Raw genomic sequence first — 18,109 nt, forward strand, 5'->3', positions numbered from 1 at the left:
TTTAGCTAAAATATGATTAAATTGAATACGAAATTAATTTTATGTTTCTATAAGATTTTTTCCATCTATAGCAATGCTTTCATCCTTGTAATATTGCATTACTCTCTCAACATAATCCTGAACCCCTTGCGACATCTTACATAAATCATCATCTGATAAAACTCCATCTTTTTTTACATTTTGTGGTCCAGCATTATAAGCTGCTATTGCTATTTTTACATCACCATTAAATTGGTTTAGATATTCTTTTAGTAATTTTGACCCTCCATCGATATTTTGCTCTATATCATATCCGTCAGTCATTCCAAGATATGAATAATTCTGAGGCATAATCTGCATCAATCCAGTTGCGCCTGAGCTTGACGTTGCTTTTGGATCAAAATCTGACTCTGCTTTAATTATAGCTAGTATCAATTTTGAATCTAGTCCATATTTATTTGCCGAATCATTTACTGAGTTATATATTTTTTTCATAGTATCACCTGACCCCTTCGAGCTAGTGCTTAAAGGAATTTGATTAAACGTCTTATACCTTTTTCCATCCGACCCAATCTTATATCCATCTATGGTAGTATCCGTTAGCATTTTTCCTGAAGTAGGATCTAAATAGTAATAATCGCTTCCATTTGATGTAACCCATCCTGTCGCCATTGATCCATTATCATTTAGGTAATACCATGCTCCATCAAGATTTATCCACCCTGTCGCAACACTTCCATCAGTATTGAAATAATACCAGTTATTGTTCACATTAACCCATCCAGTTTCCATCTCACCAGTATCGCTAAACACATATGTTATATTTCCTATTTTATCAGTACCAGTTACCATACTTCCATCATCGTTTGAGTAATACCACTTATCATTATTCTCAATCCATCCAGTATGTATCTTCCCATCTTTATCAAAATAGTACCATTTATCATTTATCTTAGTCCATCCAATATTTGTAGCCATAACCCCTGAATCTTTGAAATAATACAAATTAGAATTATCCTGCTGAATTCCAGTTGCCCTAGCACCCGAATCAGTCAAAAGATACCAATCGCCATCTAACTTTTTCCATCCTTTTACCATAGCCCCATTATCATCCATATAGTACCAGTTTCCTTTATCCTCTAACCATCCAGTTGTCATTTTACCACTATATTCATCTAAATGATACCAATTATTATCCGGTTTAATCCATCCAATTGCTTTTGTGTTGTCAGACTTATAATAATACCAAGATCCATTTTCGTTTTTCCAACCAATGCTTGATGTTATATTTGTATCAGTAACATCTGCTTGTACATTTAATGTTGGAATGAAGCTTAGTGCAATTAATGCTGATAAAACTGTAAGTACTTTTTTAATATTCAAAGTAATCCATCACTTCCTTTTAACTGATTCTTAATAAAAAATGTTATTTGACTAAATAACTAATACTGATTTTAAAAAGTTAAATTTCATATTAAAATTTATCATTAAAAATCAGTATTAATTATGTATTTTATAATTTATTAATGTTATTTATTATTTTTAAAATAATTTTTTTCAATGATGGCTTCCGAAACTTTGAATTCATCTTTTAGATGCTTTACTTCTTTTTCATCTTTTGGATTTCCTACAATTTGACCTTCATTTAAAATTGTAGCATCTCTATTCGTATTTACTAATACTCTTCCTATTGAATTATTCTCAAATTCACTTCTATCCTCGCCAAGCAAGTATAATATTGTCGGTTTAAAATCTGTTTGCCCACCAGCTGTTGATATGACTTCTGATTTTGAGTTCTTTGAGTAAATAATATAAGGAATTTTTCTTTGATTATCCTTCCACCAATCTCCTTCTAAAGGTGCATTTTCTATATCTTGTTCATAAAACTTATGAACACCACAATGATCACCGTAAATCATAACTACCGTATTATCCAATAAACCTTCCTTATCTAATTCTGCTATAAACTTTCCGATAGCCTCATCGGTATATCTTACAGATTGAAAATATTTTCCTAACATATTATCATCAAGTTCCTTAGGTAGATTCAAATATTTTTTATCTTCTGGCATCTCAAAAGGGCCATGACTTGTCAACGTAGTCATAAATGCATAATAAGGTTGTTTTTCATCTTGTAACTTTTGAGCTACTTGCTTTAAATATGATTCATCTGAAAGTCCCAAACCTATAATTTCATCTTGATTAAACTTTCCTACATCTAATATTTTATCAGCCCCATAACTTTTATGCATTTCTGTCCAATTCCAATTCCCAGGTGGTTCTGCATGGGTAGAAACTGTAGAATATCCTTTACCTTCTAAAATATTTTGGAGTGTATTATATTGACTCCAAGGATAAGAATATACTGTAGTGCCTTCTCTTATAGGAAGTACTGATGCATTAACCATCAAATCACAATCTGAACTTGTTCCAGAATTATTTTGTTCGCGTATATTATTAAAATACAAGCTATTTGATAATAGCTTATTTAAATTTGGTGTTATTTCTTGTCCATACACTTTTTCATTAATTACAAAGTTCTCCAAAGACTCTACCTGTAGTGCAATTACATTTTTCCCTTTAAACATTCCCTTGTAACTATTGTCAGGTAAATCTTCCTTATTAGCGCTAAACCAATTTTCTATTTCTTTCTTGTCTTCTTCTGTTAAAGTCTTATTTTTATTTTTATAGAACTGAATATCAAAACCATGATATCCAAGTGGGCTCATATCTCCAAAAGTCTGAAATGGCGCCCAAGACAATCTAAATACATTTTTCCCTTGATCCATTTGCTTGACATCTACTGTGTAATAACCAAGCCATATAACAAGTGCACTTGCGATAAATACATACAAGGTCTTTGCTATCCTAAAATATGCTTGACTTTCATTCGCTTCTTTAACTTTAATAAACTTATGTATTAAGAAGAGCATTACAAAGTCAATGATAAATACTAAATCCACTATTCTAAAATTAAATAAACTTTTGCCTTCCGGATTAAATATCTCAGTATGCATTAAATGTCTTATAGATAAAAAGGTTTCATTTGAACGATAATACCAGATATCTGCAACAAAAAGAATTGTCACTAAAATATCTATTATTAAGGCAGCACCAAGCCTCCCCCTTTCTTTAAAAAGAAATATTGGACTGCATACTAATACTATTATTGCTATATGCACCCAAAGTACTGGACTATCAAAATAAGCACTTCCTAAACTTATACTTGATGAATCTTGTGTCCTTAGCATAGATAATAGCAATGTTGATTTAGCTTGTAACATTGCTACCATAAATATAAATAACCAATTTCTTCGAACTAAATTTTTCATTCTTTCTTTTGTTTCCATTTTCATTCTCCATTAATATCCATTTTTCTTCCTACATTATAACTCAAACTTTATCTTTTACCAATATAATTTTATTAAAAGATAATTACAATATTTTAATGTTAATATGAATCTTACTTAAATTATAAATCATTATTACTAATTATCATAAGTTTAAAATTACTTATTATTATTAAATATTTTATAATTTCCTTAATTTATCGACGCTTAAGAGCTTAATTAATCAAAGTTTATCTTAAAATATCAAGTAATGCGATTAAATAGCTTTATAATTAATAAATTACACTAGAACCTATATAATATCAACCCGGAATCATTTACATATTAAGATAAAAAAAGGATAAAAGCTACTTGTGCAAATTCCTGATTTACATCAAAATTGCATACTTTTATCCAAAATAAAACTTATAATTTAAATAAACTACATTAATATATCAAACATATCCCTTCTTTTTTCATATTCCTAATACTCCACAATTAAAATTTCTCCATTAATATGTTTTATATAAAAAAATTGAGTATAATACTTTTATTAAGTGTTTCATTAGAAATCACAATAAAAGTATTATACTCATTTCAGTAAGTTTTATATTTAAATATAGTTTATATTAAAGTTCTTCTCCATTACTTTCTATTACTTTCTTATACCAATAAAAACTCTTTTTTCTTGATCTACTTAAGTCTCCATTTCCATCATTATCTTTATTAACATAAATAAATCCATATCTTTTTTTCATTTCTCCAGTTGATGCACTAACTAAATCAATACATCCCCAAGGAGTATATCCTATTAATTCTACTCCATCATTAACTGCTTCTTTCATCTCTTCAATATGTGCTTTTAAATAGTCAATTCTATATCCATCATTAATCGATCCATCTTCTTCAACTTTATCCACAGCACCTAAACCATTTTCCACAACCATTAAAGGAATTTGATATCTATTATAAATATTATTTAATGTCCATCTTAATCCTTTAGGGTCAATTTGCCATCCCCAATCACTTGCTTTAAGATATGGATTCTTTACACCTCCAAGTATATTTCCAGATGTTCTTTCTAATTCTGGATCTGTGCTTGAACAGTTTGACATATAATAACTAAATGTATAGAAATCTACACAACCTTCCTTTAGAATTTGCTCATCATTTTCTTCCATCTTTATTTCTATATTATTCTCTCTAAAAAATCTCTTTGCAAAACCAGGATAAGCTCCTCTTACTTGAACATCAGAACATAAAAAATTATTCAAATTATCTCTTTCCTGAGCTAAAAGTACATCTTCCGGATTACATGTATAAGGATATGTTGTCATATATGCAATCATACATCCTACCTTGAAATCTGTATTAATTTGGTGTGCCAGTTTAACAGCTTTTGCGCTTGCAATGAATTGGTGATGAAGAGCTTGAAATCTTATTTGTCTACTATCATCAATCTCTTTATTAAATTCAAGTTCACCACCTTTATCCAATAAAATTCCACCACCCATAAATGTACCAAATGGCATTGTTAAACAATTTATTTCGTTGAATGTGAGCCAATATTTTACGACATCCTTATATCTGTTAAATATTGTGTTGCAATATCTAACATAACAATCAATAACTTCTCTACTTGCCCACCCATTATACTTTTTAGTTAAACCAAAAGGTGTTTCATAGTGAGATATTGTAACTAATGGCTCAATGTTGTATTTTTTTAATTCTGCAAAAACATCATCATAGAATTTTAATCCTTCTTCATTTGGTTCTAACTCATCACCATTCGGAAAAATTCTAGTCCAATTTATTGACATTCTAAAGGTCTTAAACCCCATCTCAGCAAACAATTTAATGTCTTCTTTATAGTGATGATAAAAATCTATAGCTTCATGACTTGGATAATACGTTCCTTCTTCTAATTCTGGAGTTATTCTTCTTGGTGTAGTATGTGTACCACCTGTCATAACGTCTGATGTGCTAAGGCCTTTTCCACCCTCTCTATATCCACCTTCAAATTGGTTTGCAGCGGTTGCTCCTCCCCATAAGAAATCCTTTGGCAATCCTTGAAATTTATTATTTAACATTTTATCCCCACTTTCTTCAGTTTACAGTTAACTGTATAAGTTTATTTGTACAATGATCCGTATTGCAGGAAAGTTCCGTATTGTGGCAAAGCCACTCTTTTCAGATGTGCATAGCTGCTCTTTTTATAGGTGTAAAATTTTATAAACAGCTTTAGCCACTCCAGAATTATAATTTGCATCTGTTATATATTTTGCTATTTCTTTTATCTCAGGGATTGCATTTTCCATAGCAAAAGATATAGGAAATTCAGTAAACATTGAATAGTCGTTAAACCCATCTCCAATTACAACAACATCCTCTTTTTTTACTCTCTTTTTATCTGAAATCTTAGCTAATATAATTCCTTTTTGAGCTTCTATATGATTTATTTCTAGATTAATTGCAATACTTGATGCAATTGCAAGCCCCTCTATGGTTTTAAGCTCTTCCTTTAATTCAAAAAGCTTATCTTCACATTCACCATAAGACTCAATTTTTCCTATTTTAATATCTCTACTTAAAAATTCATCTATATTATCAATATACTTTAAAATTACAAAATGCTGTTCTTCTTTTGCCATCTTAAGGATTTCTTCATTATTTGTAACTTCTGGATGAAAATATTTGACCCTAAGTACACTTCCTTTTAAAGATTCTTCTTTAGTATTAGTAGTATATAATCCTTTATCCGTGTATATCTCAACATTAAGACCATCTCTTTTTATTATCTCTAAAATGTCCTTAAGCTTACTTTTGTCCATATAAATTCCTTCTAATATATTTCCGTCTTTATCTCTATATTCTGCACCATTTAATACTATACATTCACACTTTAAATTATATCTATCAAGAAATGGCTTAATATCTTCATACATTCTTCCACTAGCAAATACGAACTTTACTCCCATTTCTTCTGCTTTGCTTATAGCCTTTAAATTTTCTTCAGGTATATCATTATTTTTTCCAAGTAATGTTCCATCCATATCTGATACAATAAATTTTATCATATTTTTCTACTCCCTAATAATAACAATCTATTGCTTCATGACTTGGATAATACGTTCCGCCTTCTAATTCTAGATATCCACCTTCAAATTGGTTCGCAGCTATTGCTCCTCCATATAAGAAATCATTTAGCAATCCTTGAAATTTATTATTCAACATTCTTTGTTCTTCTGATTTTGCAAAGTTTACTACTTATTTTTCTCTAGTTTTTCTATTCTTTCAGCAAATTGTGGTAAGTGTTTTTTATGTGCAAGTAACATTTCATCTAATAAATCTTTAGCAATTTGTCCACTTGGAACTAATGGATTTATTGTAAATGCATGAAGAGCTTTGTTGTAGTTCCCTGTAACCGCTGCTGAAATTGTTGTTTCTTCCATTCCCTTCATTATTTGAACCATACCTCTTGGCGCTGGATCAAACTTTCCAAAATTAATCGGTTCTGGTCCATGAGACGTGATTGTACTTGAAACTTCTACGATAGAGTCATATGGAAGATCCTCTAACGCACCATTATTCTTTGTGCTAACTACCATAGTTGTTCTCTTGTCATTGTATATTGAAGCAATTAATTCACAAGCAGCATCACTGTAGTGAGTTCCACCTCTCTTAGTTAATTGTTCTGGTTTATAGTCAAGCTTTGGATCTTTATATAGTTCAAACAATTCTGCCTCTGTCCTTTTTACAACCTCCGCTCTAGTTTCACCTTTTGAGTAACTTTCAAGTTCTTCCTTCAACATATCATCTGTAATATAGTAATACCTATGATATGGACAAGGTAATATTCCCAAGTCTTTAACCTGCTCATAGTTAAACTTGATATCTTTAATATTGGCAACTCCTGCATCTTTCTTTTCTTCTGCTAACAATGGGTTGTAAAATTTTTCAATTACTTCTGCAGTTTTTTCATTACCTTCCTTATCCCATACTCTATGCCAATGGAAATGATTTAATCCTGCAAACTTAAAGAATAATTCACTTGAAGGAACTCCAAGCATCTTTGCATCATCTTCTATACAGTTGATTGGAACATTACATAGTCCAACAGTTCTGTCCCATCCGCCATATTTTATAGCTGCTTCAGTCACCATTCCTGATGGATTTGTGAAGTTAACAAGCCATGCATTAGGGCATAACTCTCTCATATCGTCTATTATATCTAATATTACTGGAATTGTTCTAAATGCTTTAAACATACCACCAGCACCGTTAGTCTCTTGTCCAATTATTCCATGGCTTAAAGGAATTCTTTCATCCTTTATTCTTGCATCTAAAAGTCCTACTCTAAATTGAGTTGACACAAAATCCGCATCCTTAAGGGCCTCTCTCCTATCTAAAGTTAAATTAACTTTCCAATCCAACCCTGCTGCCTTAACCATTCTTTGAGCCATTGCTCCAACTATTTCCAACTTCTCTTTTCCATCTTCAATATCTACAAGCCATATTTCTTTAATAGGCAGTTCATCTTTCCTTTTTATAAACCCTTCAATTAATTCAGGAGTGTAACTTGATCCTCCACCAATAGTAACTATTTTGATTTTTTCTTTTTTCATTACTTATTTCCTCCCTTAATCTCGCCTCAGGCAAATTTTAAATTTAAGATATTTTCCTAATCTGAAAATTCCTTGGATATAAAATACAAGAGCTACTTTTTTACAAAATGCATATAAGTAATCCTTTACCTAAAAGATATCACACCCCAAAATAAAATACCTTATTTTTTCGGATTTAGTGACACATGCTACTATTTAGTTATTTGTTTTTTTATAAAACAGTTTGTTTCATAATATAGCTAGTCTAACTACTTACTAGGAATCAATAAGCAAAATAATGGGAATATTATACCTAAACAAATTTCAGTAATATTTAGTATAAAACATAAAATTAATAGATAATAAGAGTTATAATGAATTTATTCTCACCATGAATTCTTTTCCAGAAGAAACTGATTTGAATCGAATTTTTAATAGATTATTATATCTTCAATACTTTAATCAATCTTAAAATAATTATAAAAAGAAGGTGTACTATGGCAAAACAAATATTGTTATTAGATAATGTTCATAAATCTATAAAAAATAAAGAAATTGTTAAAGGCATTACCTTTTCAATTAATGAAGGTGAGGTTTTAGGTTTTCTTGGACCAAATGGTGCTGGAAAGTCTACCACTTTAAGAATGATTGTCGGCCTTTCTTCCCCTACTAGTGGAAAAATTTTAATCGATGGCTATTCAATTACTAAGGATTATATTAAGGCTATGTCTAAAGTTGGATGTATTATAGAAGGTCCAGATATGTATAATTATTTAAGTGGCTTAGAAAATTTGAAGATGCTTGCTTCTATGAATAAAAATGTTACTAATGAAGATATAACGAGAGCAATTGAACTTGTAGGAATGCAGAATAGAATAAATGAGAAAGTGTCTACTTATTCTTTGGGAATGAAGCAAAGGTTAGGACTTGCGCAAGCTCTTATTCATAAGCCAAAGCTTCTTATATTAGATGAGCCTACAAATGGACTTGATCCTTCAGGAATAAATGAGTTTAGACATATTATTAAAGATCTTGCTAAAAAAGAAAATATTGCTGTTCTCGTTTCTAGCCATTTGATATCTGAGGTTGAATTAATGTGTGATACTGTTGCAATAATAAAAAGTGGTACTTTACTAAAATACGCTTCAGTCTCTGAACTTATAAGTGATAAGGAAGTTTCCTTTGTTCTAAGTGATAATTCAAAGGGAATTAAAATATTAAAAGATAAGTGGAATATTAATAGTTCACTTATAGACAATAAGATAATAGCAAAAGTTGATGTATCAAAAATTGAAAAAATTAATTCTTCGTTTATCGAAGAAGGAATAGCAATAAAGTTCGTAAGTATAAATCAGAAAAATTTGGAGGATCTGTTTTTATCACTTACAGAAAGTAACTCTATTGTTAGTTAAGGAGGTGTATATATTGCTAGTATTAGTTAAAAATGAAGTTAATAAAATATTATATAAGCGGAAACTTCTACTTATTAGTGCTATAATCCTAATTTTAGTTTCGCTTTTTGCATATGGCCAAAATTATCAATATCAAAACACTTTGAATAAGTATTTAAAGACAACTACTCAAAGTGGCGATATCCCTTGGCTGTCATTACAAAAGCAACAAATCCAGGACCTAAAAAATAGGCTTAATAGACCTGATACCCCTGACGAAAGTAAGCCTTCAATTAATATTCAAATTCAGCAAAATCAGTATTATTTAGATAACAACATAAATCCAATTACTCCAAGTGCTGCAAAATTTTCAGTTAAACTAATGGAACAGTCCATATCTGTATTACTACCTTTACTAATAATTCTATTGGCTGGAGATAGCGTATGTGGAGAATTTTCTGCTAAAACTATAAAAGTACTGCTAACAAGAGCTGTTCCTCGATGGAAGATATTACTTAGTAAATATATAGCACTTCTAATCATGTTTTCTATAGTAATTCTAGAGATGGCTCTATTTTCAATTTTAATTTCTGGTTTATTTTTTAATAACTGGGGATTTAATGAGCCTGTAGCTACAGGTTTTAGCTCTGCTTCCGGAACCTTAGATGTTTCCAATGTAATCAAAGTAACCGAATTGCAATATTTAATTCTCGTATACTCTCTTGGATGGTTTGTATCAATTGTTATCGGTACAATTTCATTTATGATTTCAGTTTTAGTAAGAAATACAGCTACCTCCATAGGTATAATGATGGCTACATTAGTTGGGGGAGGCTTTCTTAGATTGTTTCTAAATGATTGGCCTTCAATAAAGTACTTTTTTGCCATCAATCTAAACTTACCTCAGTATCTTACAGGATCATATACTCCAATAAGTGGAATGTCATTAAGTTTTAGCACTTTAGTACTTCTAGCTTGGGGCATAGGTGCCTTTATTGTTAGTTTTGTTGCATTTTTAAAACAAGATGTATTAGTTTAAAAGGAGGGATTTAAAATGTTTAAAAATATAAGATGGAAATTTATTTTATTACTATCCATAGTTTCTACCATAACCTTAGTTATGGGATTTATATCAGCATTATCAATAAGTTCTCGCCCTCCTAAAGAGATATCCGATAAGGAATCTGAACAACCTAAAAGTGAAGAATTAGATCAAAACTATTACAACATATTAGTTCTTGGTGACTCCCTTGCTAAAGGAACTGGAGATGAAAAAGGACTTGGCTTTTCAGGCTATTTTTCAGAATACTGGAAAACTAAAGTTTCAAAGGAGATTAAAATAAATAATCTTGCCATAAACGGAGATGTATCTAACGGGCTTTTAAATGTAGTTCAAGAGTCACAGACCTTAGCTGACATTAAAGGATCGAACATGATATTTATATCTATAGGTGGCAATGAAATAAGTAAACTTAAAAATACAGATATAAGCTCATCCACTACTAAGATAAAAGATATTCAAGATACCTATTTAGCTAATCTAAAATCTATTTTTAATATAATAAGAACCAATAATCAATCATCTATGGTAGTTTTCATTGGCTTGTATAACTCATTTGGAAAAGATCTTACATCTGATAAGGTAAGCATATTAAATGAATGGAATTATCAAAGTCAGCAACTTTTATCATTAGATTCAAATGCAATTTTTATTCCAACATATGATCTTTTCAAATACAACTTACAAGATTATCTAGCTGCTGATAATTTTCATCCAAATAGCACTGGTTATCAAGCTATTTCTAACAGAATAATTGAATCTTTAAAAAATTATAAATAATATACTATAATAAAGCTGCCCAGTCTGATAAATATTTTCTGACTAGAGCAGCTTCATAATATACTATAAAAATTTATGCTAGCTTGATATCAACTTCTAAAGGAGATATTTCAACAAGCTGAATACTTCTGCTGTCTGGTTGTGATATACCAACAAATAATTTGAACCTTTTGCTATCTAATATCCTTTCTCCATCGTCATTTACTACTTCAAATGATGATTTCTTGATTTTCATTTTTACAATCTTGCTTTCTCCTATTTTCAACCCAACACGTTTAAATCCTGCTAGACTATGATTCCTAACAGCATGTTTAGATTCAAGATCTTTTATATAACATTGCACAACTTCTTCTATATCAAAATTTCCTGTATTAGTTATCTTTACGCTTACCTCTACATCCTCAAAATCACTTTTTACATCTGGTACATGCAATTCCGATAATTTTACAGTAGAGTAAGTTAATCCATAACCAAATGGATATAAGCTTTCACAAGACATATAGCGATATGTCCTATCTTTCATTGAATAATCTATAAATTCTGGTAGATCCTTAGTATTTCTATAAAATGTAATAGGTAACTTTCCACTTGGTGAACACTTTCCAAATATTAAGTCAGCTACAGCTCTGCCACCTCTACTTCCAGGATACCAAGCATCTAATATAGCTGAACACTTATCCTCTGCATTATTAAATGTCAATGCACTTCCTGCGCCAATAACTAATATAACAGGTGTACCTGTTTCTATTATTTTCTCTAATAATTCTTGCTGCCTTCCTGGTAAATTTAAGCTTGCTTTATCACCAGCTCCTTCACTATTACCTGCATCTCCTTGCTCACCTTCAATTGTAGAATCTAGTCCAAGGCATAGAATTGCAACATCTGATCTTTCTGCTATTGATATTGCTTCTTTTAATCTATCATTAGGTTCTGCTAATTCCTCAACTCTGTCTCTAAATAAATGACAACCTTCAGAATAATATACTCTTACATCTTCTCCTACGGCTTCATGTATTCCCTCCAACACAGTTATATATCTAGATGCAGTTCCTGAATAATTGCCTTTAAGCATGATCTGGCTATCAGCATTAGGGCCAATAACAGCAATTGATTTTAAGTTATTTTTATTTAATGGTAATATTCCATTATTCTTTAATAAAACCATTGAATTTCTAGCTGCTTTTAATGATAATTCATTATGTTCTTTACAATCATTCAACTCATATGGTATTTTGTTATATTCGCACTCTTCATCAAACATTCCCAATCTTATTCTTGTTGCCATTAATCTTTCTGTTGCTGTTGTTATATCTTCTTCTGTTACCAATCCCTCTTTATAGGCAAGTAGTAACTGAAGATACACATTACCACAGTTTAGATCACATCCATTTTTCATAGCTAATGCTGCTGATTCTGTTGCAGTGCTTGTCACTCTATGATGCAAGTGGAAATCAGCAATTGCCCAGCAATCGGATACTACATGACCTTTAAAGTTCCATTTTCCCCTTAATATATCTCTTAATAAAGTTTTACTTCCACAGCATGGTTCACCATTTGTACGATTATAAGCCCCCATTACTGCCTCTACATCACCTTCTTTGACACAAGCTTCAAAAGCAGGGAGGTATGTCTCATATAAATCCTTTTTACTTACAACTGCATCAAATTCATGCCTTAATCCTTCTGGTCCGCTATGAACAGCAAAATGTTTTGCACATGCTGCCACTTTTAAATATTTGCCTTCTCCTTGTAGTCCTTTTACAAAGGCCACTCCTAATCTAGATGTTAAATATGGATCTTCACCATAAGTTTCATGACCACGGCCCCATCTAGGATCTCTAAAAATATTAACATTTGGTGACCAAAAAGTTATTCCCTTATAGATGTCTCTATCATCTTTTTTACTGCTTTCATTATACTTTGCTCTGCCTTCTGTTGCGATAACTTTTGCAATGTCATTCAATAACTCATCATCAAACATAGCAGCTAATCCTATAGCTTGTGGAAATACTGTTGCTGTACCTGCTCTGGCTACTCCATGCAATCCCTCATTCCACCAATTATATCTAGGTATATTTAATCTTTTTACAGCTGATGATTTATAAGTTAATTGTTCTGCTTTTTCTTCTAGCGTCATTTTCCCTACTAATTCTTTTGCTTTTTCTAACGCATATTCATGAGTAATTCTTTTTTCTTCGACCATATTACACATCTCCTAAAATAATCATAATATTTATTCTAACTTTTTTTAATTATAAGACTAAACAACCAATGTATTAAAAGAATGAGGCTGAATATTAAAGCTATAATCTTCACCATTAACACTAAATGTGACTTCTTGTAATTCATCAAATGGATTTAATAATTCTAATACAACACTTCCGTCTGGATTTTCAAAAGCCAAAGCATTTCCTGCAAAGTCCCCTTTTAGACCTTTCATTGTTGCTCCTTGTTTTATATACTTTGAAAAATGTCTCATTAGATAATACTCTGGATTATATTTAACATCATTATCTTTTGTCACTGTAATAAGTGAATTTTGTTTCCATCCCCAAGTGCTTATTCCCTCTTCTTCAAGTACCATATTCCAATAGGTATAGGCGCTTACTCCATTTATAAAGTATGTCCACATTAAATTAAATACATATTCAGCATATTCCCAGCTATTTTTTCCTTCTCCACATTCATTTTCTGTCTGTATCAATTTCATTTCTGGATAAGCAATTCTTGTCTGCAGCAAAGCATGCTTTCCTCCCCACTGATACCCAACGCCCTTTATATATCTTTTTGCATCTTTATCACTTAGTACAGTGTTAGCAAAATTATTATACTGACCAAATTGCCAATTTTCATCTCCATAATCATCATAAGGAGAATTTAATGTTCCAAGCCATATCTCAGTATCAAGTTTATTCTCTTCAAATAATGGCCCGATGTATTCTTTTATAAAATCACGTAATTGTTTTCCTGACCAAACACATGATGGAAATTTCTGATCTGCTATAGGTTCATTTTGTATGTGTACCTGGTTAATTTTAATACCCTCTTTTTGGTATTCTTCAATAAATTTCTTAAAGTAAAGAGCATATGCTTTTAGATTTTTCTCCTCCCATATTAGTGTTCCAAAATTATATACTTCCGGGAACTTCATCCAAGTTGGCGGACTCCATGGAGAAGCAAATAAATTAAGCTCCCCACTATATTTTTCTGCTTCTTTAATGTACGGAATCAAGCATTCTTTGTCTCTTTCAATGCTAAAATTCTTCATTTCATAATCGCCCTTAGTTTCATTTAGACTGTACCAGCTTTCTGCATAATCATTTGCTCCAATTGGCAATCTGCAATAAGTAAAATTACACTCCTCTGGATCAAATAGATTTCTAAGCACCTCTTCTTTCTTATCATTTGGAATCTTTTTTAATGCTATATATCCTAACTCATTAAAACATCCACCAAATCCATCAATAGTTTGATAAGATTCTCCATTTAACTCTAATGTATGGTATGATTTATCTTTACTAATATCTATAGTACTACTTACTAAGCTATCAGTTCTTGTTGTTGAAATCAAAGTTGCCTTCCTCATTATAACTTCCCCCTTTTTCTCTAAATTCAGTTGGTGACATTCCTGTCTGTTTTTTAAAAGCTAAAGAAAAATAATTTGTATCCTTATATCCCACTAAAGTTGCTATTTTACCTGTTTTCATACTAGTTGTTTCCAATAGGGATTTAGCTTTCTGTATTCGTTTACGTATAATGTAGTTATTACAGCCTTCTCCTGTACTATGTTTAAACAGCTTTGAAAAATAGGTTGGAGTTAAATAAAGCATTTCCGCTATACTATATACTGAAATGTCTTCATTTAAATGATCATTAATATATTGTTTTGCTTTTCTTATAATTTCATGGCTTTCTCCAATATCAGTCTGAAGTATTTGTATTATGAAATCTCGTGTAATTCTCAACGCATCACTTCTACTACAATTTTTTAATGAAATTAATAAAGAATTTAATTTATTATCTGATATATCTCCTTTTTCCATGGCATAGGAAAAATATATTCCTCCTCCAATATCAAAACATGTTTTCTTAACTAATGATGTTGATAAATTATAAAACTCTATAGCCTCTGAATAAGCCTCATAGATACTCATTACTTTCTCAAGGTCATCTATATTATCTATCATATTCTTCTTAAATTCCTGGACTCTCTCGTTAAATAAAGTCAAACGCATTTCTCTAGGTTCTTTAGTTATGATTTTTCCATATGTGCTCTTATTATTTAATAAAACACATGCGTCGTTATATGAAATATTGATCTTATTAAATCCTCCTACAACGCTTCCAAGAATCACTTTAGGATTAATTTCATACTCATTTTTTAAATACTCAATTAAATGTTGTACTCTTAATGTTACTTCTTCTAACTCTTCTCTTATAAATATGGCAATTACTATATTTTTATTTTTGTCCTCAAATGTAATCCCTTGTTTCTTAGAATCAAATAATTCAATGCAAATATTTTTAATAGATAAATTTAATAATTCAAAATGTTGTTTCCAAGCTAAATTATCATCTATAATTGGACATACCAAAGCAATTTGAAGCATCTCTTCCTTATCGTAAGAATACTCCCTCAATACTTTTTTAAATTCACTTGTCTTCACTCGTTCATAAAGTAAATTTTGCATAATCTGTTCAAGCTTTAATTGTTCTGTTACACCTTGTATCCTGCTATTTATCTTTTGCTCATGGCTTAAAGTTTTCTCATGCTCTAAATCTTCTATTAATCTTCCGATAGCATTCTCAAGTTCTATCTCATCTACTGGTTTTAGGAGATAATCCTCCACCTGCATCTTGCAGCATTTTTGAGCATATTCAAAATTATCATATCCTGTTAAAACAATAATTTTTAACCTAGGATTTAGATAATTCATCTTTTCTACTAAAGATAATCCATTCATCTCAGTCATACATATATCTGTAATCATGATATCAAATGCTTCTTCTTCCATGATTTTTAAAGATTCAATTCCTGAGGATGCCATTTTAACAGTATCTATCTTGAGTTTCTCCCAAGGAATCACACTACATATTCCTTTTCTAATCATTTCCTCATCATCTACAACTATAGCTTTATACATTAATTATTCTCTCCTTTAGGTAATATAATATCTACCGTAGTTCCACCATGTTCATTTTTCTTGTAGTATAATCCATACCCACTACCAAATAATATTTCAATTCGCTTATGAACATTCCTTAAGCCATATCCAGTTTTTTCATCAAATACTGATATAGAGCTATTTATTTCATCAATTTGTTCTTGTCTCATTCCAACTCCATTATCAGCAACTGATATAACTATCTTGTTATTTATTTCTCTTGCGGTAACTAATATTTTACCTTTATACCCATCTTTGACCCTTATTCCATGATAAATGGAATTTTCTATTAAAGGTTGAAGTGTAAGCTTGGGTATTAGTACATTTTTGAAATTCTCATCTACATTTATTTCACACTCAGCAATGCCACTATATCTCATATTTTGTATGATCAAATAATTTTCTACATTTTCTAGTTCTTGTGAAATAGGAATAACATCTTTCCCTCTACTTAGACATAATCTATAATAATTAGCTAACGCTTTTACCATTTTTGATACATCTTTATTTCCATCCGATAAAGCCTGCCAATGTATACACTCTAGTGTGTTATATAAAAAATGTGGTTTAATTTGAGATTGCAGTCTGTTTAATTCAATTTGCTTAATCTCAGATTGCTCCTTTTTTATCCTATACATAAGTATATTAATTTCTTCAATCATGATATTAAAGCCACTTGCTAGTTGCCTAAAATCTTTGCCATCATAATCATGTTCCATTCTAACTTCCAGATTTCCCATCGAAACCTCTCTCATCTTTCTTACAATGTCATCCATCGGCTTATATAAGTTATTGCTTAATTTATAGCAAGCTATACTAATTAATACTCCGGCACCTATTACTAAAGCTATTATTAAAATTATTACTGCATTGGTATCCCTTAACATTGATCTTGTGGGTATCTCCCCTACCATATACCAATCCCAATTATCAAGTTTCTCATAAATAACCATCTTATCTTCAACTTTTTGTTGGCCACTTTTTCCTTGTAATACGCTTTTATAAGGACTTTCTGTTCCAATCAGAGATTTATCCTCATTAGATATAATAACTCCATCTTTATCTGTTAAATATGTTTGTACTTTTAACCCTTTATCTAAATTAGAGTAAAATTCTTTTATACTTTTTTCTCCAATTCCTATTACTAAAAATCCAGTATATTTATTAAAATTGTATTTATCATTGATCGGTTGATATATATTTAGTACATACTGATCTGGATAAAATACTTTTTTCTTCATGCTTATCTTACAGTTACCAAACTTTGTGCCTACAGCATCTTGATAATCTTTTAAAGTTTGAGTCCTGAAATCGCTACTTGTCCAAGACTCTCCAACATATATTAACTCTGGACCATCAAATTTCACCAATCCAATATAATCTATATAACTGTTTGTATTCAAGAGATATCTTACTGACGAATATGCATCACTTGTATCTTTGTTATAATTCTTTGAAGTCAGCCTATTATTCATTAAGAATTCTTTAACTCTACTGTCTCCTGTAATCATATTCGATGTCTCAATAATATTTTTTAATGTTATATTTAAAATATCCGTTATTGTTTCAAACTGTCCTTGCACTAATCCACTGGATTTTTCAGTAATTTGCTTTCCTGCTAATTGATAAACAGCAAAAATCACAAAACTATTAGTAATTAAGACTGCCAATATAAAAAATGTAGTAATCTTCTGATTAAATTTCATTTTAGATAGCTTATTTATAACTTTTCTCAATTTCTTATACATACCTGTATCCCTTTTTGTAATTCTTATATATAAGAGTTACCTACCATAAGTAT

Annotated in this window: 13 protein-coding genes and 1 pseudogene; 3 read left to right on the top strand and 11 right to left on the bottom strand. The window is 30.5% G+C overall.

The window, feature by feature from the left end:
- Window positions 1–39 precede the first annotated feature (39 nt).
- From KEC93_RS26940 to KEC93_RS23355, 7 genes and pseudogenes are all read right to left on the bottom strand, one after another.
- Entirely contained in the window at window positions 40–585 is a 546-nt protein-coding gene (locus KEC93_RS26940) for a lytic transglycosylase domain-containing protein (RefSeq protein WP_420022552.1), read from the bottom strand.
- Window positions 577–1,362: pseudogene (locus tag KEC93_RS26945) on the bottom strand (transglycosylase SLT domain-containing protein); the annotation flags it as partial. The gene KEC93_RS26940 and the pseudogene KEC93_RS26945, both read right to left, overlap by 9 nt.
- Window positions 1,363–1,508: 146 nt before the next feature.
- Complete coding sequence (locus KEC93_RS23335) at window positions 1,509–3,329, bottom strand: LTA synthase family protein (protein WP_077868665.1); 1,821 nt, start codon at window positions 3,327–3,329, stop codon at window positions 1,509–1,511.
- Between the two features lie 608 nt (window positions 3,330–3,937).
- Window positions 3,938–5,398, bottom strand: coding sequence for a glycoside hydrolase family 1 protein (locus KEC93_RS23340; protein ID WP_077868666.1), 1,461 nt, complete (start codon window positions 5,396–5,398; stop codon window positions 3,938–3,940).
- Window positions 5,399–5,521: 123 nt separating this feature from the next.
- Window positions 5,522–6,385, bottom strand: a complete 864-nt coding sequence (locus KEC93_RS23345) for a Cof-type HAD-IIB family hydrolase (RefSeq protein ID WP_077868667.1) — start codon at window positions 6,383–6,385, stop codon at window positions 5,522–5,524.
- Window positions 6,386–6,398: 13 nt separating this feature from the next.
- Window positions 6,399–6,542, bottom strand: coding sequence for a hypothetical protein (locus KEC93_RS23350; RefSeq protein ID WP_172462667.1), 144 nt, complete (start codon window positions 6,540–6,542; stop codon window positions 6,399–6,401).
- A gap of 29 nt (window positions 6,543–6,571) precedes the next feature.
- Entirely contained in the window at window positions 6,572–7,933 is a 1,362-nt protein-coding gene (locus KEC93_RS23355) for a 6-phospho-beta-glucosidase (RefSeq protein WP_077868668.1), read from the bottom strand.
- Window positions 7,934–8,409: 476 nt separating this feature from the next.
- Between KEC93_RS23355 and KEC93_RS23360 the strand changes: the two genes are divergently transcribed.
- Genes KEC93_RS23360 through KEC93_RS23370 form a run of 3 tightly spaced genes read left to right on the top strand, consistent with a single transcriptional unit; the run spans window position 8,410 to window position 11,143 of the window.
- Entirely contained in the window at window positions 8,410–9,324 is a 915-nt protein-coding gene (locus KEC93_RS23360) for an ABC transporter ATP-binding protein (RefSeq protein WP_077868669.1), read from the top strand.
- Window positions 9,325–9,337: 13 nt separating this feature from the next.
- A complete protein-coding gene (locus KEC93_RS23365) occupies window positions 9,338–10,342 on the top strand; it encodes an ABC transporter permease (protein ID WP_077868670.1) in 1,005 nt (334 codons plus the stop codon).
- Between the two features lie 15 nt (window positions 10,343–10,357).
- Window positions 10,358–11,143, top strand: coding sequence for an SGNH/GDSL hydrolase family protein (locus KEC93_RS23370; protein ID WP_077868671.1), 786 nt, complete (start codon window positions 10,358–10,360; stop codon window positions 11,141–11,143).
- 73 nt (window positions 11,144–11,216) lie between these two features.
- Here the strand turns inward: KEC93_RS23370 and KEC93_RS23375 are convergent, their stop codons facing one another.
- From KEC93_RS23375 to KEC93_RS23390, 4 genes are read right to left on the bottom strand one after another with little or no spacing between them, the layout of a single operon-like run.
- On the bottom strand, window positions 11,217–13,346 hold the full coding sequence (locus KEC93_RS23375; RefSeq protein ID WP_077868672.1) for a glycoside hydrolase family 3 C-terminal domain-containing protein: 2,130 nt from the start codon (window positions 13,344–13,346) through the stop codon (window positions 11,217–11,219).
- A 57-nt stretch (window positions 13,347–13,403) separates the two neighbouring features.
- Window positions 13,404–14,729: a glycoside hydrolase family 30 protein gene (locus tag KEC93_RS23380; RefSeq protein ID WP_077868673.1), complete on the bottom strand. Its 1,326-nt coding sequence runs from the start codon at window positions 14,727–14,729 to the stop codon at window positions 13,404–13,406.
- Window positions 14,692–16,287: a response regulator gene (locus tag KEC93_RS23385; protein WP_077868674.1), complete on the bottom strand. Its 1,596-nt coding sequence runs from the start codon at window positions 16,285–16,287 to the stop codon at window positions 14,692–14,694. The genes KEC93_RS23380 and KEC93_RS23385 overlap by 38 nt, the downstream gene beginning before the upstream one ends.
- The gene (locus KEC93_RS23390) at window positions 16,287–18,056 is read right to left on the bottom strand and encodes a cache domain-containing sensor histidine kinase (RefSeq protein ID WP_041900226.1); all 1,770 of its coding nucleotides are present in this window, start codon (window positions 18,054–18,056) and stop codon (window positions 16,287–16,289) included. The genes KEC93_RS23385 and KEC93_RS23390 overlap by 1 nt, the downstream gene beginning before the upstream one ends.
- Between the last annotated feature and the right edge of the window lie 53 nt (window positions 18,057–18,109).

It is taken from the genome of Clostridium beijerinckii, assembly GCF_018223745.1.
Lineage (GTDB): Bacteria > Bacillota > Clostridia > Clostridiales > Clostridiaceae > Clostridium > Clostridium beijerinckii.